This window comes from Nocardiopsis salina YIM 90010 (assembly GCF_000341025.1).
Lineage (GTDB): Bacteria > Actinomycetota > Actinomycetes > Streptosporangiales > Streptosporangiaceae > Nocardiopsis > Nocardiopsis salina.
Genome location: NZ_ANBF01000077.1, coordinates 1 through 22,120 on the forward strand (window position 1 = coordinate 1; position 22,120 = coordinate 22,120).

Below are 22,120 nucleotides of genomic sequence, written 5' to 3' on the forward strand. Positions count from 1 at the left end.
GACCGGAGCAACGGAAGGCGTCCACCGAACAGGCCCTAGCCGAAGCGGCCCGTGATGTAGTTCTCCGTCTCCTGCTTCTCGGGACGGGTGAACATCTGGTTGGTCTCGCCCATCTCGATGAGCTTGCCGGGCTTGCCGGGGGCGGAGAGGTTGAAGAACGCGGTCCGGTCGGACACACGAGCGGCCTGCTGCATGTTGTGCGTGACGATCACGATCGTGTAGTCCTCCTTCATCTTGTGGATGAGGTCCTCGATCGCGAGCGTGGAGATCGGGTCCAGCGCCGAGCAGGGCTCGTCCATGAGCAGCACCGACGGCTTGACCGCAGTGGCGCGGGCGATGCACAGACGCTGCTGCTGCCCGCCGGAGAGGCCGGAACCGGGTTTGTGGAGGCGGTCCTTGACCTCCTCCCACAGGTTCGCGCCGCGGAGGGACTCCTCGACCAGGTCGTCGGCCTCGGACTTGGCCATCCGGGAGTTGTTGAGCTTGGCCCCCGCGATGACGTTGTCGTAGATCGACATGGTGGGGAAGGGGTTGGCCTTCTGGAAGACCATCCCGATCTCGCCGCGGACCATGACCGGGTCGACGTCGGGGCCGTAGATGTCCAGGTCGTCCAGGAGCACCTTGCCGTCGGCGCTGGCGCCCGGGGTGACCTCGTGCATGCGGTTCAGTGCACGGAGGAAGGTGGACTTGCCGCAGCCGGAGGACCCGATGAAGGCTGTCACCGACCGCGGCTCGATGGTCATGGAGACGTCCTCGACGGCCATGAAGTCGCCGTAGTAGACGTGGAGTCCGGAGACGTCGATTCGTTTCGCCACTGGATGTTCCTCGTGAGTCAGAGCGTGGGTCGGTGGTCAGCGGGTCTTCGGAGCGAAGAGGCGGCCGATCATGCGGGCCAGGAAGAACAGCAGCATGACCACCAGGATCAGCGTCAGCGCCGCGGCCCAGGCCCTTTCGTAGTTCACGGCCCCGCCCATGCGGACCTGGGCGTAGATGAACACCGGGAGGCTCATCATCTGCCCGTCGAACAGGTTCCAGTTGATGGACACGGCCGACGACCCCGCGGTGAGCACCAGCGGCGCCGTCTCTCCGATAACACGCGCGATGGCGAGCATGATTCCGGTGGTCAGGCCGGCCGCGGAGGTCGGCAGCACCACCTTGGTGATGGTGCGCCACTTGGGCACACCGAGGGCGTAGGAGGCCTCCCGCAGCTCACGCGGGACCAGCCGCAGCATCTCCTCGCTGGAGCGCACCACGACGGGGATCATCAGCACAGCGAGGGCGATCGCGGCGGAGGCGCCGTTGAGGTGCCCGGGACCGAACAGCATCATCCACAGGGCGACCACGAACAGGCCGGCGACGATCGACGGGATGCCCGTCATGACGTCGACGAAGAAGGTGATGGCCCTCTTGAGGCGCCCTTCGGCGTACTCCACGAGGAAGACCGCGGTGAGCACACCGATGGGAACCGAGATCAGGGTGGCCATGCCGGTGATGGCCAACGTCCCCACGATGGCGTGGTAGACGCCGCCCGCGTCCATGCTGGGCAGGACGCCGTTCATCGACACGGAGAGGAAGTAGCCGCTGAAGCGCTCCATCCCGTTCAGCGTCACTGTCCACAGGACGGACACCAGCGGTGCCATCGCCAGCAGGAAACACCCGTAGACGATCGCGGTGACGAAGCGGTCCGTGGCCTTGCGCCTGCCCTCGATACGCACCGAGGCGGTCACGGTGATGACCAGATAGGCGACGGCGGTGAGCAGTGCCCACAGCACGACACCGAACGAGGAGAAGGCCAGCAGTACGCCGGCGACGACCGAGGCCGAGGCGGCCAGGAGCGCGGGCGAGAAGTAGCGGGGCAGTGAACCGCGGCTCAGGTCGGCGCGGGTCTCCGGCTGGGGAGGCTGCGTGGTCGTCGTGCTCATCAGGCCTCCTTGATTCCACGCGCGACGACGTAGCGGGCCGCCATGTTGACGACCAGGGTGATCGCGAAGAGCACCAGGCCCGCGGCGATGAGGGCCGAGACGCCGTATCCGGTGGCCTCGGGGTACTGCAGTGCGATGTGTCCGGCGATGGTCTGGTTACCGCTCTGCAGCAGGTTCCAGGAGACCATCAGCGACGGCGAGAGGATCATCGCCACGGCCATCGTCTCGCCGAGCGCGCGGCCCATGCCCAGCATGGCTCCGCCGACGATGCCGGACTTGCCGAAGGGCAGCACGGCCAGGCGGATCATCTCCCAGCGGGTGGCGCCCATGGCCAGCGCGGCCTCCCGGTGTCCCTGCGGCACCTGGTGGAAGACGTCCCGGGACATTGCGGTGATGATCGGGAGGATCATGACGGCAAGGACCACACCCGCGGTGAGGATGGTCCGGCCGGAGGGGGAGGGTGGCCCGGCGAAGAGCGGGATCCAACCCAGGTAGCGGCTCAGGCCTTCGAAGACCGAGACCAGTTGCGGAGCCAGGAAACCGATGCCCCAGAGGCCGTAGACGACGCTGGGGATCGCCGCGAGCAGGTCGACCAGGTAGCCCAGCAGGGCCGCCAGCTTGCGGGGCGCGTAGTAGACGATGAACAGCGCGATGCCGATCGCCACCGGGGTGGCCAGCACGAGCGCGATCGTGGCGGCCAGGACGGTGCCGAACGCCAGGGCCGCGACACCGAAGGCCGGATTCTCCCGGACGTTGGCGTCCCATTCCATGGTCGTCAGGAAGTTCGTCGTGTTGGCCGACAGTGAGGGCCATGCCTGGACGATCAGGAAGGCGGCGACACCGGCCAGGATCAGCAGGATGAGGATGCCCGAGCTGCGGGCGAGCCCGGCGAAGACTACGTCGCCGATCCGGCGCTTGCCCGAGGGCGGGGGTGCCGCCTGAGGCGCGTCCGTGGTCGTCATGGATTGGCTCCGTTGGGATGGGTTGCTGGGCTGATCACCCGGGCGCGCGAAAAGGGCGTGCCGCGCCGAATGTGAAGGTAGGCGCCGGAGGTGACCAGTTCTCCCAGAAGAGATGAACGGCAGATGAACGGGGTGTCGCAACGCCGTGGCCGCAGGGGATGTGGTCGGTGAATGTGATCACCCCCACCCGGTTCGGAAGCCGGGCGGGGGTGATCGTGGTCATGCGTCCGGGGCGTACATGACGTCGGCCTCCCAGACGGAGAAGCCGAGACTCTCGTACAGCCGGACCGCCGCGGTGTTCTCCCCGTCGACGTACAGGTGCACCCACGGCAGACCGGCGTCGCGCAGGTGGTGCAGACCGGCGAGAGTGAGCGTGCGGCCGAGCCCCGTGCCCTGCCAGTCCGGGTCCACACCCACGACGTACACTTCGCCGACCGTCTCGCCGTCGGTGAGGCCGGCGCCGTCGGCGTGGGTCTTGGTCCAGTGGAAAGCGGCGACGGAGCCCTGCTCGGTCACGGCCAGGAAGAAGCCGGCCGGGTCGAACCAGTCCTCCTCCTGGCGCTGGCGCAGGTCGTCCATGGACAGACGGCCCTGTTCCGGGTGGTCGGCGAAGGCGCGGGCGTTGGTGCGCAGCCATGCCGGCTCGTCGCGGCCGATCTCGAACGGGCGCACGGTCACACGGTCGGCGACATCGGGGCGCACCGACACCTCGGGCAACTCGGGTGCGGCCCAGGGCCCCCCGCGCTCGTCGGCGGTCAGGTCGCGCAGGGGCATGCGCAGCTTGAGGAGCTCGCGGACGGTGTGCCACCCCGCGGAACGGGCCAGGGCGGCAGCGCCCGGCAGGCGGCCGTGCGCCCACACACGGATCCCGTCCGGTCCGGCGTCCTGGCGGACCGAACTCAGGAGCGCCGCCCCGTGCCCGCGGCGGCGGTGTTCGGGGGCGACGAGGAACTCCGCGGAGTCGGGCTCGCCGGAGGCACGCTCGACCACACCCGCGCCCACGACCTCGTCCCCGTCGGTCAGCACATGGAAGCGCGCGCTGCCCCCGGGCGCCCCGTGGCGTACCCGCAGCAGTGGCTGCTCCGAGAGCGCGGCGACGCCGTCGGCCTCCTGGGCCTGTTCGGCGAGGTCGATGACACGGTCGGTGAGGTCCGGGGTCAGGTCGTCGGTGACGTTCACGGTGCTCATGGCCCGAAAGCCTACGACGCCCCGACCGTCAAGAGCGTGTGAGGCCGGGCCTGCCGTCAGCCCTTTCGGCGCTTGCCCTGGTAACCGCCCTCGAGAGCGCCGCGGACACGGCGGGACGGCATGATCGGGGTCGCGAGCAGCAGCGCCACGAGGAGGGCGGCCAGAAGCGCGGCCGGGGCCACGCCGGCTCCCATCTGGTCGTGGTCGGCGGCGACCTCGGTGCCCTCCATCTCGTCGTCCTCGTCCTCACCGGGGCTCACCAGCGGGAGGTCGGCCAGGTCCTCGTCCTCCGGGGAGACGTCGGGCAGCTCGGCCTCGTCCCGCGGGAGGGTGGGGATGTCGGCGCCGCTGGTGGGCGGGCTGTCGACGGAGCCGTCGCGCGGGGGCACGGCTCCCGGGGCACCGCCCTGGGAACCGTCGTCGGGGGAGGGGTGCGGGTCCTCGGACGGGGACCCGCTGTCCTCGTCCGTCGGTTCGGTGGAGGGCTCGTCCGTGGGCCGGTCGGACTCTGACGGCTCCTCGGTGGGTTCTTCCGTGGGCTCTTCGGTGGGCTCTTCGGTGGGCTCTTCGGTGGGCTCGTCGGTGGGGTCTTCGGTGGGCTCGTCGGTGGGGTCTTCCGTGGGTTCCTCGGTGGGCTCGTCGGTGGGGTCTTCGGTGGGCTCGTCGGTGGGGTCCTCCGTGGGTTCCTCGGTGGGCTCGTCGGAGGGTTCCTCCGTGGGTTCGTCCGTGGGGTCCTCGGTGGGTTCCTCGGTGGGCTCGGTCTCCTCCGGCGGCTGGATCACATCGACCGACCAGGCCACCTCGCTCCACCCGGTCGCCTCACCGGGGCAGTTGCCCTCCTCGTCGGCGAGCGCGTGCGCGAGCGTCGCGGAGACCTCGGCGGCTTCTCCCGGGGAACCGCGGAGCGAGCCGGCCTGCACGGTCTCCCCGGGTGCCACCTCGGTGACGTTCGGGCCCTCGACCGCGAACGCGTCGGAGGAGGCGGACAGCCCCAGCAAGCACAGAGGTGCGCTCGCGCCGTTGGTCACGGTGAGGGGGTTGGGGCCCACGCCCTCACCCGGTTGGGACACGGAGTGCGGCTCGGCCAGTGTCACGGCCGGCGCCGGGTCGGCGTAGGCAGCGGGGGCGGCAGCCATCGCGACCAGGGTGGAGCCGACGAATGCGGCCCCGAACGCGCGAGTGCGGCCGGAGCGACGGCCGGCGACGGGGGACGGGGGCGTCGTCGAAGCGGTGCGCATGTGGGTCCTCTATCTCCGTTGGCGCGCCGGGAACAGGTCGGTCGCACCCGACCTCGAGGGTCCCGCCGCGCCTGAAGTCTCCCCGGCTCTCGGGTGCATCCCAGATCTTAGGACCTGGCGGCGGCGAACACGAGGGGGTGCGCGACGGCGATCGGTGTCCTTCCAGCGCAGCGCGGATGCCCGGAAAACGTGAAGGGGCGCCGCTCCCGATGGGAGAGGCGCCCCTCCGAGCGCGGTGCACCGCCGGTCAGCCGTGGCCGGCCTCGGCGGGACGGGCCGCCGGGAGCGGATCCGGAGCGCTCTCACGCGGTGCGGACTCCTGGGCCTGCGACTTGGCGGAGGTCTCGGGCACGAACCGGTAACCGACGTTGCGGACGGTCCCGATCAGCGACTCGTGCTCCGAGCCGAGCTTGGCGCGCAGGCGGCGGACGTGGACGTCGATCGTGCGGGTGCCCCCGAAGTAGTCGTAACCCCACACCTCCTGGAGCAGTTGTGCGCGGGTGAAGACCCGGCCCGGGTGCTGGGCCAAGAACTTGAGCAGCTCGAACTCCTTGAAGGTGAGGTCGAGGATGCGCCCCCGCAGACGGGCGATGTAGGTGGCCTCGTCGATGACGAGGTCGCCCCGGCGGATCTCGTCGGGGTCGTCGGTCGTGGATTCGGCGCCTCCGACGGCGAGCCGGAGCCGGGCCTCGACCTCGGCGGGACCGGCGGGGGNGCACCACCAGGAGTGGACAGTCGAGCCCGGTCGTGTCCAGCAGCCGGCAGAAGTTGCGGGCGGCGGCCAGGTCGGTGCGCGCGTCGACGAGAATGGCGTCGACGGGGGATCCGGACGACCCTCCGGTTCTCGAGGCAAGCAGAGCGCCGGCCTCGGCGGGGGCCACCCGCACCGAGTGCAGGAGGAGTCCGAGGGCGGGCAGGACGTGGTCGGACGGTTCGTTCGAGTTCGTCAGTAGCAGCAGATGGCTCATGCGTCTCATCTCGTCAAGCCCGCGCTGAGCGGACGAACGAAGGCGCCGTTGCCCTCGGTGAAGAATTCCTTAATATGTCGCCTCCGAGCAACACCAAGGATAATCAACACATGGCGAAGTGCACTGTCAGGTACTGGGCCGCGGCCAAGGATGCCGCCGGAACGGGTGAGGAAACGGTTGAAGCGGACACTCTGCAGGAGGTCGTGGACACGGTGTGTCACGCCCGGGCGGACGGTCACTTTCAGCGGGTACTCGGGGTCTCGTCGATTCTCGTGGACGAGAAGCCGGTCGGATCCCGACCCCATCGTGACGTCGCGATCACGGAGGGCAGTGTGATCGAGGTCCTACCGCCCTTCGCCGGCGGCTAGTGGCGCCGCAAAAGCCCTGGAACGAGGAGGAAACATGGCCGAAACGGGGGACTGGACCCGCGCCGCGCGAGTTGTGGTGCTCGGCAAGCCGGGCTGTCATCTGTGTGCCGACGCATGGGGTGTCGTCGAGCGGGTCACCGACGAACTCGGGGCCACGCGCGCGGAGGTGTCGCTCCACGACGTCACCGGGTCCGACCGTGAGGACTACTGGGACAAGATTCCGGTCACCTTCGTCGACGGTGAGCGGCACGATTTCTGGCGGGTGGACGAAGGAAGGCTCCGTTCCGCCCTCGAATCGTGACGAATGTGAATCTCTGTGAGCGTGTGCTTTCGGGAGCCCGAACGATGGGCGATCCGTGGGAGCGGGTGGAGCGTGAATCACACGGCCTCCCACTTTGTGCGTGGTTTCACAAGCACGTAACCTGGTACGCACAGACCTGTCGGGGGCCACCACGGCGGCCTCCAACGGAGTCGCAGGCCCGCACCCCCGCCCGCACCGACCGCCGCAGGAGTGCCAGACCGTGATCAGCCGCCCCCCTCGGCCCCGGGAGAGGGGTATCCCCGAGGCCACTGTCGCCCGGCTCCCGGTCTACCTGCGCGCTCTCCAGGCGCTGGAGGACCGCGGCACGCTCACGGTCTCCTCCGAGGCGCTCGCCTCCGCGGCCGGGGTCAACTCCGCAAAACTCCGCAAGGACCTTTCGCACCTGGGGTCATACGGAACACGCGGGGTCGGCTACGAGGTGGAGTACCTCGTCTACCAGATCTCCCGTGAACTTGGTCTCACCCAGGACTGGTCCGTGGCCATCGTGGGAATCGGGAACCTCGGTCGTGCGCTGGCCAATTACGGGGGCTTCGGTACCCGCGGGTTCCGCATCGCCTCTCTCCTGGACGCCGACTCCGGGGTGGTCGGGCAGAGCGTCGCGGGCCTGCGGGTCGGGCATATCGACAGTCTGGAAGAGGCCGTACGCGACAACGGTGTGTCCATCGGGGTCATCGCCACACCGGCCGGGTCCGCACAGCATGTCGCCAACCGGTTCGTCGAGGTGGGGGTGGCCAGCATCCTCAACTTCGCGCCGGTCGTTCTCGATGTGCCGGACGGTGTGGATGTGCGTAAGGTCGACTTGTCCATCGAACTCCAGATCCTGGCCTTCCACGCCCAGAGGCGGGCCGACGGGGACGGCCGCGCACCCGCGGACCGGACAGGACTGGAACTGACCTGAGAGTCGGGCGGCGTGTACGGGGCGGCCACGGGAGGACGGCCCCGGATGCAATGAGGCACGTACGGTACGAGGGGGCTGCGCGCGCCCGCTCGTGGACGTGCTCGAGGATGGGGAAGCACTGTGAGACATAGTGCAGACATGGGAGTACGCGGATGAGTGTCCTGGCCGTGGGGTTGAGCCACCGGAGTTCGCCGGTGGCCCTGCTCGAACGTGTCGCGCTGAACGGGGAGACGCGGGCCAAGGCCGTCGCGGAGATGCTCGGCTCGGAGCCCGTCAGCGAGGCCATGGTCGTGTCGACCTGCAACCGCACCGAGATCTACGCCGACGTCGAGACCTACCACGGCGGGGTCGCCGCCGTCACCGAACTCCTGTCCTGGCACACCGGGGTCCCGCTCAGCGAGCTCTCCGACCACCTCTACGTGCACTACGAGGACAGCGCCGTCGAGCACCTCTTCTCCGTCTCCTGCGGCCTCGACTCGATGGTCGTCGGTGAGGGGCAGATCCTCGGCCAGGTGCGCGACTCCCTCAAGGAGGGCCAGGAGAACGGCTCCGTCGGCCGTGTCCTCAACGACCTCGGCCAGCGTGCCCTGCGGGTCGGCAAGCGCGCCCACACCGAGACCCACCTCGACCACGCCGGCGCCGACATGGTGAGCTTCGGCCTCGCCGTCGCCCTCCGCGACCTGGCCACCGCCCCCGGCGCGAGCATCCCCGGCGGATCGCCCGACAGCCGCGCCACACCGCCCGCGGGCTGCCCGATGTCCGGAGCCACTGGTGCCGAGGCCTCCGAGGCCGCCGACACCGCGCCGCCCGAGGCCGCCTCCGGCCCCCTCAGCGCCGTCGGCAACTCCTTGGCCACCCCCGGCCCCCTCACCGGCATCCGCGTGCTGGTGCTCGGTGCCGGTTCCATGAGCGCCCTGTCGGCCAACACCGTGGCCCGCCAGGGCGCTGCGAGCGTCACCGTCGCCAACCGCACCTTCGAGCGGGCCGCACGCCTGGCCGAGTGCCTCACGGAGGCCTACGAGAACGTGCACTCCGAGGCGGTGGCCTTCGCCGACGCCGCCGATGTGCTCCCCGACGTCGACCTCGTCATCTCATGCACCGGCGCCCAGGGCCTCGTGCTGACCGCCGAACAGATCGCCGCCACCGGTGCCCGCGCCCGGCCGCTGGTCCTGCTCGACCTGGCCCTGCCGCGCGACATCGACCCCGACGCCCGCGGGCTCGACCGCGTCAGCGTCGTCGACATCGAGGACCTGCGCCAGGCGTCCACGCACGGGTCCGGCGACCACGCCCGGTCCGACGCCCTCACCTTGGCCCGCGGCATCGTCGACGAGGAGGTCACGGAGTTCCGATCCGTGCGCCGCGCCAACGAGGTCGCGCCCACGGTCGTGGCGCTTCGCTCCCAGGGGCAGGACGTCGTGCAGAGCGAGCTCGCCCGCCTGCTGGGCCGTCTGCCCGACGACCTCGACGACCGATCCCGTGAGGAGATCAGCCGCGCGATGCGCCGCGTGGCAGACAAGCTCCTGCACCGTCCCACCGTCCGCGTCAAGGAGCTCGCGGCCGACCCCGACGGCGAGGCCTACGAGAACGCCCTGCGACGCCTGTTCGACCTCGACGACCCGACCACGTCCCCGACCCGCGGAAACGCCGGCCCGACCGGTTCGCCGGTGTCGGCCGCACAGGAGAAGGCATGACCGGCACACCCGCCAAGCTCGGCACCCGGCGCAGCACCATGGCCACGAGCCAGTCCCGGACGGTGGCCGACCGGATCACCGAGCGCACCGGCCGGGAGATCGACCTGGAGCTCATCACGAGCTTCGGCGACGTCACCAAGGCGCACCTGACCCAGCTCGGCGGTACCGGCGTGTTCGTCAACGCGCTGCGTGACGAGCTCGAGGGCGGGGGGATCGACTTCGCCGTGCACTCCCTCAAGGACCTGCCCACCACCCCGGTCGAGGGACTCGTGCTGGCCGCCATCCCCGAACGCGACGACCCGCGCGACGCCCTGTGCGCCCGCGACGGACTCAAGTTCGCCGACCTGCCGGCGGGCTCGACGGTCGGCACGGGCTCGCCCCGGCGTGTGGCCCAGCTCCGCCTGGCCCGCCCCGACCTGCACTTCGTACCGATCCGCGGCAATGCCGAGACCCGCCTGGGCAAGGTCGGCTCCGGCGAACTCGACGCCGTCGTGCTCGCCTACGCCGGCCTGGGCCGGGTCGGGCGCCAGGACGCCGTCACCGACGTGTTCGGCCCCGACATCATGCTCCCCGCACCGGGACAGGGGGCCCTGGCCGTGGAGTGCCGCACCGAACGCCTCGCCGACGACCTCGAGTACCTGGCCGCGGTCGACCACCCCGCCACCCGCCTCGCGACCGCTGCCGAGCGCACAGTCCTCGCCGAGCTCGAGGCCGGGTGCGCCGCGCCCGTCGGTGCCTACGCCGAGTACAACGACGGAACGCTGCGCCTGCGCGCCGCGGTCGTGGCCACCGATGGTGGCGAGGCCGTGCGCCGCCAGGGGACCGCCGAGATCCGGTCGCCGGACGACACCGGCGCCGCCGTCGCCCTGGGGCGCGACCTGGCCCGCCGGATGATCGCCGAGGGCGCCGACCGTATCGTGGCCGAGGCCTTCGCCGAGAGGGACGAAGAAGCCTGAGCAGGAGTCAGCGGCTGCCCCGCCCCGCCNCCACACAGAGGAGCCAGTACGTGAACGCCAACGCCAACCCCCAGCCGGAGGAGCAGCGCGCCACCGTTCGGCCCGGGCAGGTCGCCCTCGTCGGGGCGGGCCCCGGCAGCGCCGATCTGCTGACGCTGCGCGCCGCCGAACTGCTGCGCCGGGCCGACGTGGTCATCACCCTGCGCGAGCCCGCGGCCGACGAGCTCGCGGGGTTGCGTGCCGAACTGCTGCAGCATTGCTCGTCCGAGGTGTCCGTGATCGAGGCCGGCACCTGCGGGGACGACCTCAACGGCGTCGCTCTCTCCCACGCCCGCGAGGGCAAGCGGGTCGTGCGCCTGTACTCGGGCGACCCCATGGTCGTCTGCCGGGGCGCCGAGCTCGTGGCGGCCTGCCGCGAGGCCGGTATCGAGGTGGAGGTCGCCCCCGGGCTCTCCTCGATCACCGCCGGCCCCGCCTTCGCCGGTGTCCCGCTGCTGAACGGTGAAGAGACCGAGGTGCGCGTCATCAACGCCCGTGCCGAGGGGAGCGTCGACTGGGCCGACGCCGCCGCCGGTGAGACGACCCTGGTGGTCCTGGGCGCCGACGCCCCCGCCGGGCAGCCGGCGCACCACCAGGGCCCCGGCTTCGACGTGGTCTGCAAGTCCCTCGTCGCCGGCGGCCGCCCCGGCAACACCCCGGTGTCGGTGGTCCGCGCCGGCGGCACGACCCGCCAGACCACCGTCACGTCCACGCTGTCGAGGCTCGTGGCCGAGCTCAAGCAGAAGGATGCCAAGAACCACCACCTCACCGAGCCCGCGCTCATGGTCGTGGGCCGCCCGGCCTCCCGCCAGAACGAACTGAGCTGGTTCGAGACCCTGCCGCTGTTCGGTTGGCGCGTGCTGGTGCCCCGCACCAAGGAGCAGGCCGCCTCCCTCTCGGAGCAGCTGCGCGAACACGGCGCCGTGCCCGAGGAGGTGCCCACGATCTCCGTGGAGCCCCCGCGCACCCCGCAGCAGATGGAGCGCGCCGTGCGCGGCCTGGTCACCGGGCGCTACCAGTGGGTCGCCTTCACCTCGACCAACGCCGTCAAGGCGATCCGCGAGCGCCTGGAGTCCTACGGCCTCGACGCGCGTGCGTTCGCCGGGGTCAAGGTCGCCGTCGTCGGTGACGCCACGGCCGCCGCCGTCCGCGAGTTCGGCATCGAACCCGATCTCGCCCCGCCCGAGGGCCTGCAGTCCGGCGCCGGGCTCGCTGAGGTGTGGCCGCCCTACGACGCCGAGATCGACCCCATGGAGCGGGTGCTGCTGCCGCGCGCCGACATCGCCACCGAGGCGCTGTCCAGCGGCCTCGACAACAAGGGGTGGGAGGTCGACGACGTCACGGCCTACCGCACCGTCCGGGCCGCGCCCCCGCCGCAGCCTGTCCGAGAGGCGATCAAGGGGGGTGGTTTCGACGCAGTGCTGTTCACGTCCTCCTCGACCGTGCGCAACCTCGTCGGGATCGCCGGCAAGCCGCACAACACGACGGCGATCGCGGTGATCGGCCCCGAGACCGAGAAGACCGCCCTGGAGTACGGACTCCGCGTCGACGTCGTCGCACCGAAACCGTCCGTCACGGCGCTGGCCGAGACGCTCGCCGAGTACGGCGACGAGAGGCGCCGCGAGGCGATCGAGTCCGGAAAGCCCGTGCTCAAGCCCAGCCAGAAGCGCCGCGGCCGCCGCCGCAAGCTCTGAACCCGAGAGCGACGACCGCCGAGCCGACACCACCGACCGGGAGATCCACATGAGCGCATCCAGCTCCGACGCCGCTTTCCCCGCCGCGCGGCCCCGCCGTCTGCGCCGTGGCAGTGCCATGCGCCGCCTGGTCTCCGAGACGGCGGTGCGCCCGGAGAACCTGATCCTGCCGATGTTCGTCAAGGAGGGACTGACCGAGCCGGTCGCGATCTCCTCGATGCCCGGGCAGGTCCAGCACACCCGGGACTCCCTGCGCAAGGCCGCCGCCGAGGCGGCGGAGGCCGGGGTCGGCGGGCTCATGCTGTTCGGCATCCCCGAGCGCAAGGACGACACCGGCACCCAGGCCGACGACCCGAACGGTGTCGTACAGGAGGCCCTGCGCGACCTGTCCTCGGAGGTCGGCGACGACATCGTGGTCATGGCCGACCTGTGCCTGTGCGAATACACCGACCACGGGCACTGCGGACCGCTGCAGATCGACGGGCACGTGGACAACGACCTCACTCTGGAGCGTTACGCCGCCATCGCCGCCGCGCAGGCGGAGGCGGGCGCGGCCGTGGTCGCCCCGAGCGGCATGATGGACGGCCAGGTAGCGGCGATCCGTGCCGGGCTCGACAACGCCGGCCACACGCAGGTCCCGGTCCTGGCCTACGCCGCCAAGTACTCCTCGGTCTTCTACGGCCCGTTCCGCGAGGCGGCCGAGGGCGCACCGCAGTTCGGCGACCGTTCCGGCTACCAGCAGGACCCCGCCAACGTGCGCGAATCCTTGCGGGAGGTCGCCCTCGACGTGGCCGAGGGTGCGGACATGGTCATGGTCAAACCCGGCCTGGCCTACCTGGACGTGATCGCCAAGGTCGCCGAGACCTCGCCGGTGCCCGTGTCGGCCTATCAGGTCAGCGGGGAGTACGCCATGATCGAGGCAGCTGCCGAGCGCGGATGGCTGGAGCGCGACCGGGCCATCGTGGAGGTACTCACCTCCTACCGGCGGGCGGGGGCCGAACAGATCCTCACCTACTGGGCGACCGAGGCGGCCCGGCTCCTGCGCTGACGCGACAGGCCCGAACGCCCCGGTCGCGGCCGCCGGGGCCGGGCCCCTCCGGAAGGCCGCGACCGGATCGAAGGCGACCGCGGGAGGCCCCATGGCGGATGTGTTGTACCGACGTAAACGCAGGCACACGATGGACAGCATGCTGACGTCCGCGCTGGGCTACGCGGACCTGGGCTGGCCCGTGGTCCGCGGTGCCGCGCCCGGACACGACCGCGCGTGTACCTGCGACCGGATGGGATGCCCCGACCCGGCCGCCCATCCGGTCAGCGCCGCCTGGGGGGTGGAGGCCAGTACCGACGCAGACACACTGCGCCGGTGGTGGGCAGCCGATCCCGCCGCCAACGTGGTCCTGCCCACCGGCCGCGTCTTCGACGTCCTCGACGTGCCCCGCGAGGCCGGGGTCATGGCTCTTGCCCGGATGGGGCGCTCCGGTCTGCCTGCCGGCCCCGTCGCCGCCCTCGAGGGCCGGTACCTGTTCTTCGTCGCCACCCGCTCACCCGTCGACGAGGAGGAGTGGTGGTCCTGCCACCTCGACTGCGTCCCCGAGTCGGTCGAGGAGATGCCGGGGCTGCGCTGGCACTGCCGCGACAGCTTCGTGCTCGGCGCCCCCTCGGCCCTGGCCACCGGCGGCCGGGTGACCTGGATCCGTACCCCGCGTGAGAGCGACGGGTCGGTCGTCCTCCCCGACCCGATCGCCCTGCTGGACATCCTGGCCGATGCCAGCGAGGAGTTCCCGCACTGAGGTGACCCAGGACCTCCATCCGGGCCGCCGAACCCGGCGAGGCTGATGAGGACCTGGGCGAGGCGGTCCTGGAGTCGGTCCACGCGCTCTGAACCGGCTTCCCATGGGCTCAGCGCCGTTCGCGGACCCACAGCGCAAGCTGTGTGCGGTCGCGCAGGCCGAGCTTGCGCAGCGCGGACGTCACATGGTTCTTGGCGGTGCCCTCGGTGATGAACAGGGCCCGTGCGATCTCTCGGTTGGTGGCGCCGTCACCGACCATCCCCGCGACCTCGCGTTCGCGGTCCGAGAGCGGGTCGTCGGGTTCCGGAACGGTGTTGGTGGCCGCGGCCCCATCGGGGGAGTGGAGCGCCGCGACCAGGTGCGCGGTGGCCGGCCCGCCCAGCACCGTCTGCCCGGCCGCGACCCGGTGCACGGCCTGCACGAGCTCCTCGGGCGGGACGTCCTTGAGCAGGTGCCCGCGTGCGCCCGCGCGCAGTCCGTCGAGCACCGTGCCGTCCTCGTCGAAGGTGGTGAGGATGAGCGCCCGCACCCCGGGGTGCGTCCCCTGTAGGTGGCGTATGAGCTCTATGCCGTCCATCCGGGGCATGCGTGCGTCCACGAGCGCCACGTCGGGCGGTTCGGGGAGCCCGGCGAGCACGTCCAGCGCCTCGACCCCGTCGCCCGCATCGCCGACCACGTCGATGTCGGCCTCTATCTCCAGGAGCTTGCGCAGCCCCTGCCGCATGAGCGCCTGGTCGTCGACGACCACCACCGTCACAGCTCTCATACGGCGCCCTCCTGCGCGCTGAGGGCCCCGGTGGCGGGTTCGGCGGCGGGGACCTCTACCCGGAGCCGGAAACCGCCCTCGGCGCCGTTCACGGCTTCGATGGTTCCACCCACCGACGCGGCCCGTTCGGCGATCCCGTGCAGCCCGAAACCGCGTTCGGTACGTGCTGCTGCGGCGCCCTGCCCGTCGTCCTCGATCGTGAGCTCGACGGTGCCGTGAGTGGAGCGCAGGTGCACCCCGATGCGGCCCGCGCCCGAGTGGCGGACCGCGTTGGCCAGGCCCTCCTGGAGCGCGCGGTAACACACCAGTTCCGCGGCCTGCGGTGGGTCGGGCCAGGTGCCTTCGGCGGTGAAGTCCACGCGCAGCCCTGGGCCGTCGAAGGACTCGGCCAGCGCCCGCATCGCCTCGGGCCCGGAGACCCCCTCGAGGCTGAGCGGCCGCAGGGCACGCACCCACCTACGTGTGTCGTCGAGGGCCTCACGCGCCAGGTCGCGGGCCTGCTCCACCTCCGACCAGGCCTCGTCGGGGCGGTGGGTGCGGAACCGGAGTGCGTTGGAGAGCGTCATCGCCAGCGCGGTCAGGTGGTGTCCGGTGCTGTCGTGCATCTCCCGGGCCATGCGCGAGCGTTCCTCGGCCAGGGTCATCTCGCGCACCTGGCGGTTGCGGATGCGGAGTTCACCGTGCGCCTCCTCGAGCTCCGCCAGGACCTCGCGTGTGTGCTCGGCCCTGCGTGCTGCCACCGAGAGCGCGAGGAAGAGTGCCGCCGAGACCGTGGCGAGGAACAGCATCGTGGCCGCGGTGTACAACCCGGCCCAGAACGGCATGTCCGGGACGAACACGGAGGCCGTCAGCCCGAACACGGAGAGCAGCACCGCGTGCACGGTTCCGCCCGTCACCCCGAACACCGCGACCGCCTGGACCGAGGCCACGCACACCAGCAGGAACATGGTGGCGTTGCTGGTCATCGTGCACAGGACCGCCACACACAGGAACGCGGCGCTGATCGCGCGGCGCCGGGCGGACGCGTACGGGGACCATGCCACGAAGGGCCACAGGAGGCAGCACAGCACCGCGCTGAGCGCGGCCGCCACGACCACGCCCTTGACCTCCTGGGAAGCGCTGCTGATCTGCTGGTGCTCCTCCCAGGCCGTGAAGGCGAACACGGCGAACGTCGCGGCCATGTTCCCCCAGAACAGGACCTGCAGGATCCTCGGTGGACGGTCCGGACGGAGGGCGACCCAGGGGGAGGGGCCGGGGAGGGGGCCGACGCGCATGCCCCGAGGATAGGTCGACGGGTCCCGGGTGGTCATGGCACGGGGGGTCATGTCCGGTGCCCGTGACCTCCGGCATGCGCAGGCCGTGGCCCGCACGTGCTCCGCGGCCGATGTGCCGCCGGTTCCGCCGTCCGTAACGTCGTCGGTACGTGCTGGGACGGATACGGAGGTGCGGGGTGACGGAGACCCGAGACAGGGACGAACAGGTCGAGGGCGGGGCGGGAGTGCCCTGGACCGGGCTCGGTGCGACGGCGGTCGCGCTGGTGGCGATGGCGGCGCTCGCGACGACGGCCTGGCCCGACCTGCCCGCGGCTGTCGACAACGACGAGAGCGGGGTGGGGCCGCACGGCGGAACCATGTCGAGGGGGCTGCTGGTCGCGGTGATGCCGCTGACGCTGGTCGGGCTCGGCGTCCTGCTCCTCGGGCTGTCCGCCGTCGGCCACGTACTGCGCCCGCACCTGCCGGCCGCGCTGCGGGGATCGTCCCGGGGGACACGGGCGGCCGGCGACGCGGTGATGGTCTCGACGGCGCTCCTGCTGGCACCGCTCCACGGGGTGGTCGTGCTGAACGCCGCGGGCGGGGATCTGCCGGTCGCGTTCGTGGCCGGGCTGTCGGTCGGGTCGGGCCTGGTGCTGCTCGGGCTCCTGCTGCCGCGTGTGCAGCGACTACGGAACCCTGAGGACGGCATCGGGCTGATCCTCGCCCGCAACGCACGCCCGACGGGCGCGGCCGTGGCCGGGGTTGGGGCGGTCCAGATCGTCATGGTGTTCTTCACCGACGACGTACTGGTGGCGAGCCTGCCGCCGCTGCTGCTCGTGCCCGCGATGGTGGGCGCCTTCGTCTGGCCGTTCCTGCGGTACGGGCTCCGGACGCGGGCGGACGAGCGGGCGCACCGGGGGTGACGAACGGGGCCGGAGGAGGCAGGGCGCCTTCGTCACCGCCGGTTCCCGGCCGGGTGGTCAGAGCTTCGTGCTGTTCACGACGATGCCGTCGTGGTCGCTGTAGAGCCACTCGCCCGTCACGAACTCGACGTCGCCGAAGACGACCGGCTCGTCCAGGCGGCCGGCGGCGTCCTTCGCGGACTTGCGGGGGTTGGAGCCCAGCGCCTTCACGCCCAGGTCGAGTCCGGCCAGGGCCACGGTGTCGCGCACGGCGCCGTTGATGACCACACCCGCCCAGCCGTTGGCGACTGCGGCCTCGGCGATCATGTCGCCCATCAGGGCAGTGCGCACGGACGCGTTGCCGTCCACGACCAGGACCGCGCCCTCGCCAGGGCTGTTGAGCACCTTCTTCACCAGCCCGTTGTCCTCGTGGCACCGCACGGTGCGGACGGGGCCGGAGAAGACCGCGCGGCCACCGTACTGGCGGAACTGTGTCGCACAGCTGCGCAGGGTGTCGCCGTGGTCGTCGATCAGGTCTGCGGTGGTGAAGGTCCCGCTCATGGGCTGCTCCGGTTCCGGTGGGAGGAGTAGGGCCTGTTGGGCGAACACCGATCACCTGCTGCGCGGCGCCCCAGCGGCACTCTCGCTGCGTTCTGATCAGTCGACGGCACATCCGGGCCGACCCCTTCCTCGGCCTTGCGGCAGCACCACTGGCTGCGCCGCTCGCAACGGAAGGCGCCCGCCGAACAGACCCTCGTGCACCCACCAAATTACTCACCGGTACAGCACGAGGTCCCCGGTGGTCCCGGTCTCTTCCACCGCACCCGGACACAGGGGCTCACAGGAGCGGCTAGTTTGGTCATACAGCAAGGCTTTCCCGTTCATCCGCCCGTGGGAGTCCCGTCACCTCCCGACGGTGTGTCGCCCGGCCCCCGTACCCCGCAGGGCGCGAACCTCCCCGCACGACCCCGATGGAGCAAGATGATCTCCGAGATCTTCGCCGTCAGCGCTTCCTGGTCCCGTTCGGTGATCGAGTTCGCCGACGGCCTCGACCCCTGGGTGCAGACCGTCGCGGAGTTCGGCACGGACCTGCTGCTCGTCGCCTTCGCGGTGCTGTTCCTGGCGGCCTGGTGGCGTGCGCGCTCCCTCGGTTCCCGCACCGTCGGGCTCGCGCTGTTCGCCCCGGCGGCCACGATCATCGCGTACATGGTCAGCCGCACCATCAAGGCCTTCTTCGAACAGCTGCGACCGTGCCAGGCGATGACCGACCTGAACACCATCGCCACGTGCGACCCCATCGGCGACTGGTCCTTCCCCAGCAACCACGCCGCCATCGCCGGTGCCGCCGCGGCCGCCATCATCATCACCTGGCACCGCATGGCCCTGCCCGTCGCGGTGCTCGCCGTGATCGAGGCCTTCTCCCGTGTCCTCGTGGGAGCCCACTACCCTCACGACGTCACCGTCGGCCTCGTCATCGGCGCCACCGTCGCCACCCTGGTCTCCCTCGCGCTGGCCCGTCCGCTCACCGCCACTGTCGACCGCCTATCCGAGTTCGACCGGCTGCGGCCCCTGCTGCGCACCGAGGACGCGCCCCGGTCCGACGCCCGCGCGGAGTCCCCGACGCCGGGCTCCGACACCCGCGTCTGACTCCTCTCCTGCCGCACGTGCCCCGGGCGTCCGCCCGGGGCACGTTTCATTCCGTGCTGAGTTTCCGACTGGAGAACCACAAGTCCGTCAGAGACGAACAACAGCTGCTCCTCACCCCCGCTCACGAGGATGCGCGCCCCGAGAACGCCGACTGGGAGGCCTCGACCGTCGCTGGGCTCTTCGGAGCGAACGCCTCCGGCAAGTCCAACGTCCTCGAGGCGCTCGTGTGCATGCGGGACACCGTCCGTTGGTCGATGAACAACAGCGAGCCCGGGACCGGGGCGGGTCACGGACGGGCACCCCGGCGCACCTGACACACTGGTGACGTGGGTACTCAACAGACTTCCGAACAGCTCTTCCAGAGGGCGAACGCCGTCGTGCCCGGCGGTGTGAACTCGCCCGTCCGTGCCTTCGGTGCAGTCGGCGGCACCCCGCCGTTCTTCGTCAAGGGCGAGGGTCCCTACCTCGTCGACACCGAGGGCCGTCGCTACGTCGACCTCGTCTGCTCCTGGGGGCCGCTGATCCTCGGGCACGCGAACCCGGGTGTCGTCGAGGCCCTCCACGGGGCCGTCGACGCGGGCACCTCCTACGGCGCCCCGACCCCCGGCGAGGTCGAGCTGGCCGAACTCATCTCCGAGCGCACCCCCGTCGAGAAGGTCCGCCTGGTCAACTCCGGCACCGAGGCGACCATGTCCTCGATCCGTCTCGCGCGCGGCTTCACCGGCCGCAGCAAGGTCGTCAAGTTCGCGGGCAACTACCACGGCCACGTGGACGCCCTCCTCGCGTCCGCCGGCTCGGGCCTGGCCACGTTTGCGCTGCCTGACACCCCCGGTGTGACGGGCGCGAGCGCGGCCGACACCATCGTGCTCCCCTACAACGACCCCGAGGCGGTTGAACGGGCCTTCGCCGAGCACGGGGACGACATCGCCTGTGTCATCGCCGAGGCCTGCCCCGCGAACATGGGCGTGGTCCCGCCCAAGTCCGGCTTCAACGCCCGACTCAAGGAGATCGCGCACCAGCACGGCGCGCTCCTGATCCTGGACGAGGTCCTCACCGGGTTCCGTGTGAGCGCCTCCGGATGGTACGGGCTCGAGGGTGTGGTCCCCGACCTCGTCACCTTCGGCAAGGTCATGGGCGGCGGTCTGCCCGCGGCGGCCTTCGGCGGGCGCGCCGACGTCATGGACCGCCTCGCTCCCGGCGGCCCCGTCTACCAGGCGGGAACCCTGTCCGGGAACCCGCTGGCGACCGCGGCGGGCGTGGCCACGCTCCGCGGCGCGACCCCCGAGGTCTACGAGCACATCGACCGAGTCTCCGCCCAGGTGGAGTCGGAGGTGTCCAAGGCCTTGGCCGCCGAGGGCGTTGCCCACCGGGTCCAGGGCGGCGGCAACCTCTTCACGGTCTTCTTCACCGACCACGAGGTCGTCGACTTCGACACTGCCCGCACCACGGACACCGCGGCCTACGCGGCGTTCTTCAACGCCATGCTCGAGCAGGGCGTGTACCTGCCCGCTGCGGCGTTCGAGGCGTGGTTCTTCTCCGCCGCGCACGACGAGGCCGCCATCGAGCAGGTGGTCTCCGCGCTGCCCCGCGCCGCGCGTGCCGCTGCCGAGGCCCAGGGCTAGGACCCGATGACACCGCACACGACAGGAAGACGTTCCCGATGACCACGACCACTGTCGTGCACCTGGTCCGGCACGGCGAGGTGTACAACCCCGAGAAGGTCCTCTACGGGCGCATGCCCGACTTCCACCTCAGCGACCGCGGCCGCGAGATGGCCGACATGGCCGCCGACTGGTTCGAGGGCCACGACATCGCCGCGTTGTACTCCTCGCCGCTCGACCGCACCCAGGAGACCGCCGAGCCGCTGCAGAAGCGCACGGATCTCCCGGTGACCCTCGACGACCGGCTCGTCGAGGCGGCCAACCAGTTCGAGGGCATGTCCCTGTCGGTGCGCTCGGTTCGTGACCCCTACGTGCTGTCGCGGGTCTACAACCCGTTCCGGCCCTCGTGGGGTGAGGCCTACACGGAGATCGTCCAGCGGATGGTCGAGGTCATCAAGGTCGCCCGGCGCGCAGCCTGGGGCCGCGAGGCGGTGTGCGTGAGCCATCAGCTGCCGATCTGGATGGCCCGCCGCGCCGCCGAGGGCAAGCGCCTCTGGCACCGTCCCGACCTGCGCGAGTGCAACCTCGCGAGCGTCACGTCGCTGACCTTCGTGGAGCAGCGCCTGGCCAGCGTCAGTTACGCCGAACCGGCCGCGTCGCTGTACGGTGACGGCCCCGGCGTGCCCGGCGCTTGACCCGGGCGCGTCCGCCCGCCCACGCGGGTCTGCGCGGGCGCCGGGGCAGCTTCGAACACCCCGCCGGTTGACGGGTGGTTGACCGGCGGGGTGGAATTTTTTGCGTCGGGCACCGTTGTGTCTCACGGGCCGCGGACGCCGTCCCACAGCTCGCGGGAGAGGGGTCCGCGTACCCGCCGGGAGGCCCTCCGGGGCACCCCGGAACCGCTTTCGTCTCCGTCAAGGAACGTGTCCCATGGCTCGTGTCGTACTCGTCACCGGGGTGTCCACCCCACTGGCTGCCGGGGTCGCCCGGTCCCTCAGCGGGGTCTCCGGCGTCCGCCGGGTGATCGGGGCGGACTCCTCGCCGCCGGCCCCGGGTTCGGAGGGCTTCGAGTTCGCGCACGTGGACCTGCACGAGGAGAGCCTGGCCCGCATCGTCGCCGACTCCGGCGCCGACCTGGTCCTGCACCTGGGCCTGGACACCGAACGCGGACCCAACCGTGAGAACCACGTGCTGGGAACGGTGCGCATGCTGTCGGCCCTGCGCCACACCGAGGGCGTGCAGCGCCTGGTCGTGCGCGCGGGCGTCACCCTCGACTCCGACGATGCCGCCCAGGTCGCCGAGCACACCCGTGCCCTGCAGCGCCGCCGCCCCGAGATGTCGGTGGCCGTGTTGCGCTTCGCCAACCTCATCGGCCCGTCGGTCGACACCCCCCTCACCCGGTACCTGGACCAGCGTGTGGTGCCGACGGCGCTCGGGAGCGATCCCCACGTGCGCTTCCTGCACGAGGACGACGCAGCCGAGGCCCTGGTGCGCATGGCGTTCTCCGAGCAGGACGGCCTCTTCGACGTGGCCGGCGCCGACACCGTCCCGCTCTCGCACTGCCTGCGCCGGGTCGGCGGTCAGCGCCTCCCGGTTCCCGCGCGCGGGCTCGACGTGCTGCGCCGGGCCGCCAAGCGCGGACGTATCGACTACGCGAGCCTCAGCGCCAAACGGGCGGTGCACGCGGCGGTCAGCGGCCGCTCGATGGACACCGGGTCCCTGGAACACGCTCTGGGCTGGAGCCCCTCGTACAGCTCAGCGCAGGCCTTGGAGCACTACGCGGGGGTACGCGGACGCGGACGCGGTCGTCCCGCACGACGTGGCCGTGCGCACATCACACGGGGACACGGGCTGCGTCCGATCCACGTGCTGGCGCTGGCCCGTGCCACCCTGGGCCGCTCAGACTGAGCAGGCC

Annotated in this window: 22 protein-coding genes and 1 pseudogene; 14 read left to right on the forward strand and 9 right to left on the reverse strand. The window is 71.3% G+C overall.

Going from position 1 to position 22,120, the window contains the following annotated elements; all coding sequences use genetic code 11:
• Positions 1 to 35 precede the first annotated feature (35 nt).
• The 6 genes and pseudogenes from pstB to D474_RS27955 form a co-directional block, all read right to left on the reverse strand.
• Positions 36 to 815 (reverse strand): phosphate ABC transporter ATP-binding protein PstB, encoded by a 780-nt coding sequence (pstB, locus tag D474_RS0107875; RefSeq protein WP_017613040.1) that lies wholly within the window; start codon positions 813 to 815, stop codon positions 36 to 38.
• Positions 816 to 851: 36 nt separating this feature from the next.
• A complete protein-coding gene (gene pstA / locus D474_RS0107880) occupies positions 852 to 1,922 on the reverse strand; it encodes a phosphate ABC transporter permease PstA (RefSeq protein ID WP_017613041.1) in 1,071 nt (356 codons plus the stop codon).
• Positions 1,922 to 2,884 (reverse strand): phosphate ABC transporter permease subunit PstC, encoded by a 963-nt coding sequence (gene pstC, locus D474_RS0107885; RefSeq protein ID WP_017613042.1) that lies wholly within the window; start codon positions 2,882 to 2,884, stop codon positions 1,922 to 1,924. The genes pstA and pstC overlap by 1 nt, the downstream gene beginning before the upstream one ends.
• Positions 2,885 to 3,103: 219 nt before the next feature.
• Complete coding sequence (gene mshD, locus D474_RS0107890; RefSeq protein ID WP_026118268.1) at positions 3,104 to 4,072, reverse strand: mycothiol synthase; 969 nt, start codon at positions 4,070 to 4,072, stop codon at positions 3,104 to 3,106.
• Positions 4,073 to 4,128: 56 nt separating this feature from the next.
• A complete protein-coding gene (locus tag D474_RS33840) occupies positions 4,129 to 5,310 on the reverse strand; it encodes a PT domain-containing protein (RefSeq protein ID WP_026118269.1) in 1,182 nt (393 codons plus the stop codon).
• Between the two features lie 247 nt (positions 5,311 to 5,557).
• Positions 5,558 to 6,278: pseudogene (locus D474_RS27955) on the reverse strand (winged helix-turn-helix domain-containing protein).
• Positions 6,279 to 6,388: 110 nt separating this feature from the next.
• Here D474_RS27955 and D474_RS0107905 point away from each other — a divergent pair.
• The 8 genes from D474_RS0107905 to D474_RS0107940 all read left to right on the forward strand — a co-directional run bounded on the left by D474_RS0107905 (position 6,389) and on the right by D474_RS0107940 (position 14,036).
• Positions 6,389 to 6,646, forward strand: coding sequence for a MoaD/ThiS family protein (locus D474_RS0107905; protein ID WP_017613044.1), 258 nt, complete (start codon positions 6,389 to 6,391; stop codon positions 6,644 to 6,646).
• A gap of 34 nt (positions 6,647 to 6,680) precedes the next feature.
• Positions 6,681 to 6,947, forward strand: a complete 267-nt coding sequence (locus tag D474_RS0107910) for a glutaredoxin family protein (protein WP_017613045.1) — start codon at positions 6,681 to 6,683, stop codon at positions 6,945 to 6,947.
• Between the two features lie 220 nt (positions 6,948 to 7,167).
• The gene (locus tag D474_RS0107915) at positions 7,168 to 7,866 is read left to right on the forward strand and encodes a redox-sensing transcriptional repressor Rex (protein ID WP_017613046.1); all 699 of its coding nucleotides are present in this window, start codon (positions 7,168 to 7,170) and stop codon (positions 7,864 to 7,866) included.
• Positions 7,867 to 8,018: 152 nt separating this feature from the next.
• Complete coding sequence (locus D474_RS0107920; RefSeq protein ID WP_017613047.1) at positions 8,019 to 9,557, forward strand: glutamyl-tRNA reductase; 1,539 nt, start codon at positions 8,019 to 8,021, stop codon at positions 9,555 to 9,557.
• On the forward strand, positions 9,554 to 10,513 hold the full coding sequence (gene hemC / locus D474_RS0107925; protein WP_017613048.1) for a hydroxymethylbilane synthase: 960 nt from the start codon (positions 9,554 to 9,556) through the stop codon (positions 10,511 to 10,513). Before D474_RS0107920 ends, hemC begins: the two co-directional genes overlap by 4 nt.
• Before the next feature lie 50 nt (positions 10,514 to 10,563).
• Positions 10,564 to 12,246 carry a bifunctional uroporphyrinogen-III C-methyltransferase/uroporphyrinogen-III synthase gene (locus D474_RS0107930; RefSeq protein WP_017613049.1) on the forward strand — a complete coding sequence of 561 codons (1,683 nt, stop codon included), beginning with the start codon at positions 10,564 to 10,566 and terminating at the stop codon, positions 12,244 to 12,246.
• Positions 12,247 to 12,295: 49 nt separating this feature from the next.
• On the forward strand, positions 12,296 to 13,294 hold the full coding sequence (gene hemB / locus D474_RS0107935; RefSeq protein WP_017613050.1) for a porphobilinogen synthase: 999 nt from the start codon (positions 12,296 to 12,298) through the stop codon (positions 13,292 to 13,294).
• 139 nt (positions 13,295 to 13,433) lie between these two features.
• A complete protein-coding gene (locus tag D474_RS0107940; RefSeq protein ID WP_026118270.1) occupies positions 13,434 to 14,036 on the forward strand; it encodes a bifunctional DNA primase/polymerase in 603 nt (200 codons plus the stop codon).
• Between the two features lie 109 nt (positions 14,037 to 14,145).
• On the opposite strand, the gene D474_RS0107945 is transcribed toward D474_RS0107940, so the two are convergent.
• Together D474_RS0107945 and D474_RS0107950 are read right to left on the reverse strand one after the other, a co-directional pair.
• Entirely contained in the window at positions 14,146 to 14,802 is a 657-nt protein-coding gene (locus D474_RS0107945; RefSeq protein WP_026118271.1) for a response regulator, read from the reverse strand.
• Positions 14,799 to 16,076: a sensor histidine kinase gene (locus D474_RS0107950; RefSeq protein ID WP_040703157.1), complete on the reverse strand. Its 1,278-nt coding sequence runs from the start codon at positions 16,074 to 16,076 to the stop codon at positions 14,799 to 14,801. The genes D474_RS0107945 and D474_RS0107950 overlap by 4 nt, the downstream gene beginning before the upstream one ends.
• A 176-nt stretch (positions 16,077 to 16,252) precedes the next feature.
• Between D474_RS0107950 and D474_RS0107955 the strand changes: the two genes are divergently transcribed.
• Entirely contained in the window at positions 16,253 to 16,978 is a 726-nt protein-coding gene (locus tag D474_RS0107955; RefSeq protein WP_017613054.1) for a hypothetical protein, read from the forward strand.
• Between the two features lie 57 nt (positions 16,979 to 17,035).
• On the opposite strand, the gene rraA is transcribed toward D474_RS0107955, so the two are convergent.
• Positions 17,036 to 17,518: a ribonuclease E activity regulator RraA gene (rraA, locus tag D474_RS0107960; protein WP_017613055.1), complete on the reverse strand. Its 483-nt coding sequence runs from the start codon at positions 17,516 to 17,518 to the stop codon at positions 17,036 to 17,038.
• Positions 17,519 to 17,938: 420 nt separating this feature from the next.
• Here rraA and D474_RS0107965 point away from each other — a divergent pair, with 420 nt between their 5' ends.
• From D474_RS0107965 to D474_RS0107985, 5 genes are all read left to right on the forward strand, one after another.
• Positions 17,939 to 18,604: a phosphatase PAP2 family protein gene (locus D474_RS0107965; protein ID WP_017613056.1), complete on the forward strand. Its 666-nt coding sequence runs from the start codon at positions 17,939 to 17,941 to the stop codon at positions 18,602 to 18,604.
• A gap of 53 nt (positions 18,605 to 18,657) precedes the next feature.
• On the forward strand, positions 18,658 to 18,918 hold the full coding sequence (locus D474_RS0107970; RefSeq protein ID WP_017613057.1) for an AAA family ATPase: 261 nt from the start codon (positions 18,658 to 18,660) through the stop codon (positions 18,916 to 18,918).
• A gap of 12 nt (positions 18,919 to 18,930) precedes the next feature.
• On the forward strand, positions 18,931 to 20,226 hold the full coding sequence (hemL, locus tag D474_RS0107975; RefSeq protein ID WP_017613058.1) for a glutamate-1-semialdehyde 2,1-aminomutase: 1,296 nt from the start codon (positions 18,931 to 18,933) through the stop codon (positions 20,224 to 20,226).
• Between the two features lie 38 nt (positions 20,227 to 20,264).
• Positions 20,265 to 20,900, forward strand: a complete 636-nt coding sequence (locus tag D474_RS0107980; protein WP_017613059.1) for a histidine phosphatase family protein — start codon at positions 20,265 to 20,267, stop codon at positions 20,898 to 20,900.
• A gap of 235 nt (positions 20,901 to 21,135) precedes the next feature.
• Positions 21,136 to 22,113 (forward strand): Rossmann-fold NAD(P)-binding domain-containing protein, encoded by a 978-nt coding sequence (locus tag D474_RS0107985; protein WP_017613060.1) that lies wholly within the window; start codon positions 21,136 to 21,138, stop codon positions 22,111 to 22,113.
• Positions 22,114 to 22,120 lie beyond the last annotated feature (7 nt).

Excerpts from the sequence above, each read along its gene's own strand:
- pstA (WP_017613041.1), bottom strand. The coding sequence starts at position 1,922 with ATGAGCACGACGACCACGCAGCCTCCCCAGCCGGAGACCCGCGCCGAC.
- pstC (WP_017613042.1), bottom strand. The coding sequence starts at position 2,884 with ATGACGACCACGGACGCGCCTCAGGCGGCACCCCCGCCCTCGGGCAAG.
- mshD (WP_026118268.1), bottom strand. The coding sequence starts at position 4,072 with ATGAGCACCGTGAACGTCACCGACGACCTGACCCCGGACCTCACCGAC.
- D474_RS33840 (WP_026118269.1), bottom strand. The coding sequence starts at position 5,310 with ATGCGCACCGCTTCGACGACGCCCCCGTCCCCCGTCGCCGGCCGTCGC.
- D474_RS0107905 (WP_017613044.1), top strand. The coding sequence starts at position 6,389 with ATGGCGAAGTGCACTGTCAGGTACTGGGCCGCGGCCAAGGATGCCGCC.
- D474_RS0107910 (WP_017613045.1), top strand. The coding sequence starts at position 6,681 with ATGGCCGAAACGGGGGACTGGACCCGCGCCGCGCGAGTTGTGGTGCTC.
- D474_RS0107920 (WP_017613047.1), top strand. The coding sequence starts at position 8,019 with ATGAGTGTCCTGGCCGTGGGGTTGAGCCACCGGAGTTCGCCGGTGGCC.
- hemC (WP_017613048.1), top strand. The coding sequence starts at position 9,554 with ATGACCGGCACACCCGCCAAGCTCGGCACCCGGCGCAGCACCATGGCC.
- hemB (WP_017613050.1), top strand. The coding sequence starts at position 12,296 with ATGAGCGCATCCAGCTCCGACGCCGCTTTCCCCGCCGCGCGGCCCCGC.
- D474_RS0107940 (WP_026118270.1), top strand. The coding sequence starts at position 13,434 with ATGCTGACGTCCGCGCTGGGCTACGCGGACCTGGGCTGGCCCGTGGTC.
- D474_RS0107945 (WP_026118271.1), bottom strand. The coding sequence starts at position 14,802 with ATGAGAGCTGTGACGGTGGTGGTCGTCGACGACCAGGCGCTCATGCGG.
- D474_RS0107950 (WP_040703157.1), bottom strand. The coding sequence starts at position 16,076 with ATGCGCGTCGGCCCCCTCCCCGGCCCCTCCCCCTGGGTCGCCCTCCGT.
- rraA (WP_017613055.1), bottom strand. The coding sequence starts at position 17,518 with ATGAGCGGGACCTTCACCACCGCAGACCTGATCGACGACCACGGCGAC.
- D474_RS0107965 (WP_017613056.1), top strand. The coding sequence starts at position 17,939 with ATGATCTCCGAGATCTTCGCCGTCAGCGCTTCCTGGTCCCGTTCGGTG.
- D474_RS0107980 (WP_017613059.1), top strand. The coding sequence starts at position 20,265 with ATGACCACGACCACTGTCGTGCACCTGGTCCGGCACGGCGAGGTGTAC.
- D474_RS0107985 (WP_017613060.1), top strand. The coding sequence starts at position 21,136 with ATGGCTCGTGTCGTACTCGTCACCGGGGTGTCCACCCCACTGGCTGCC.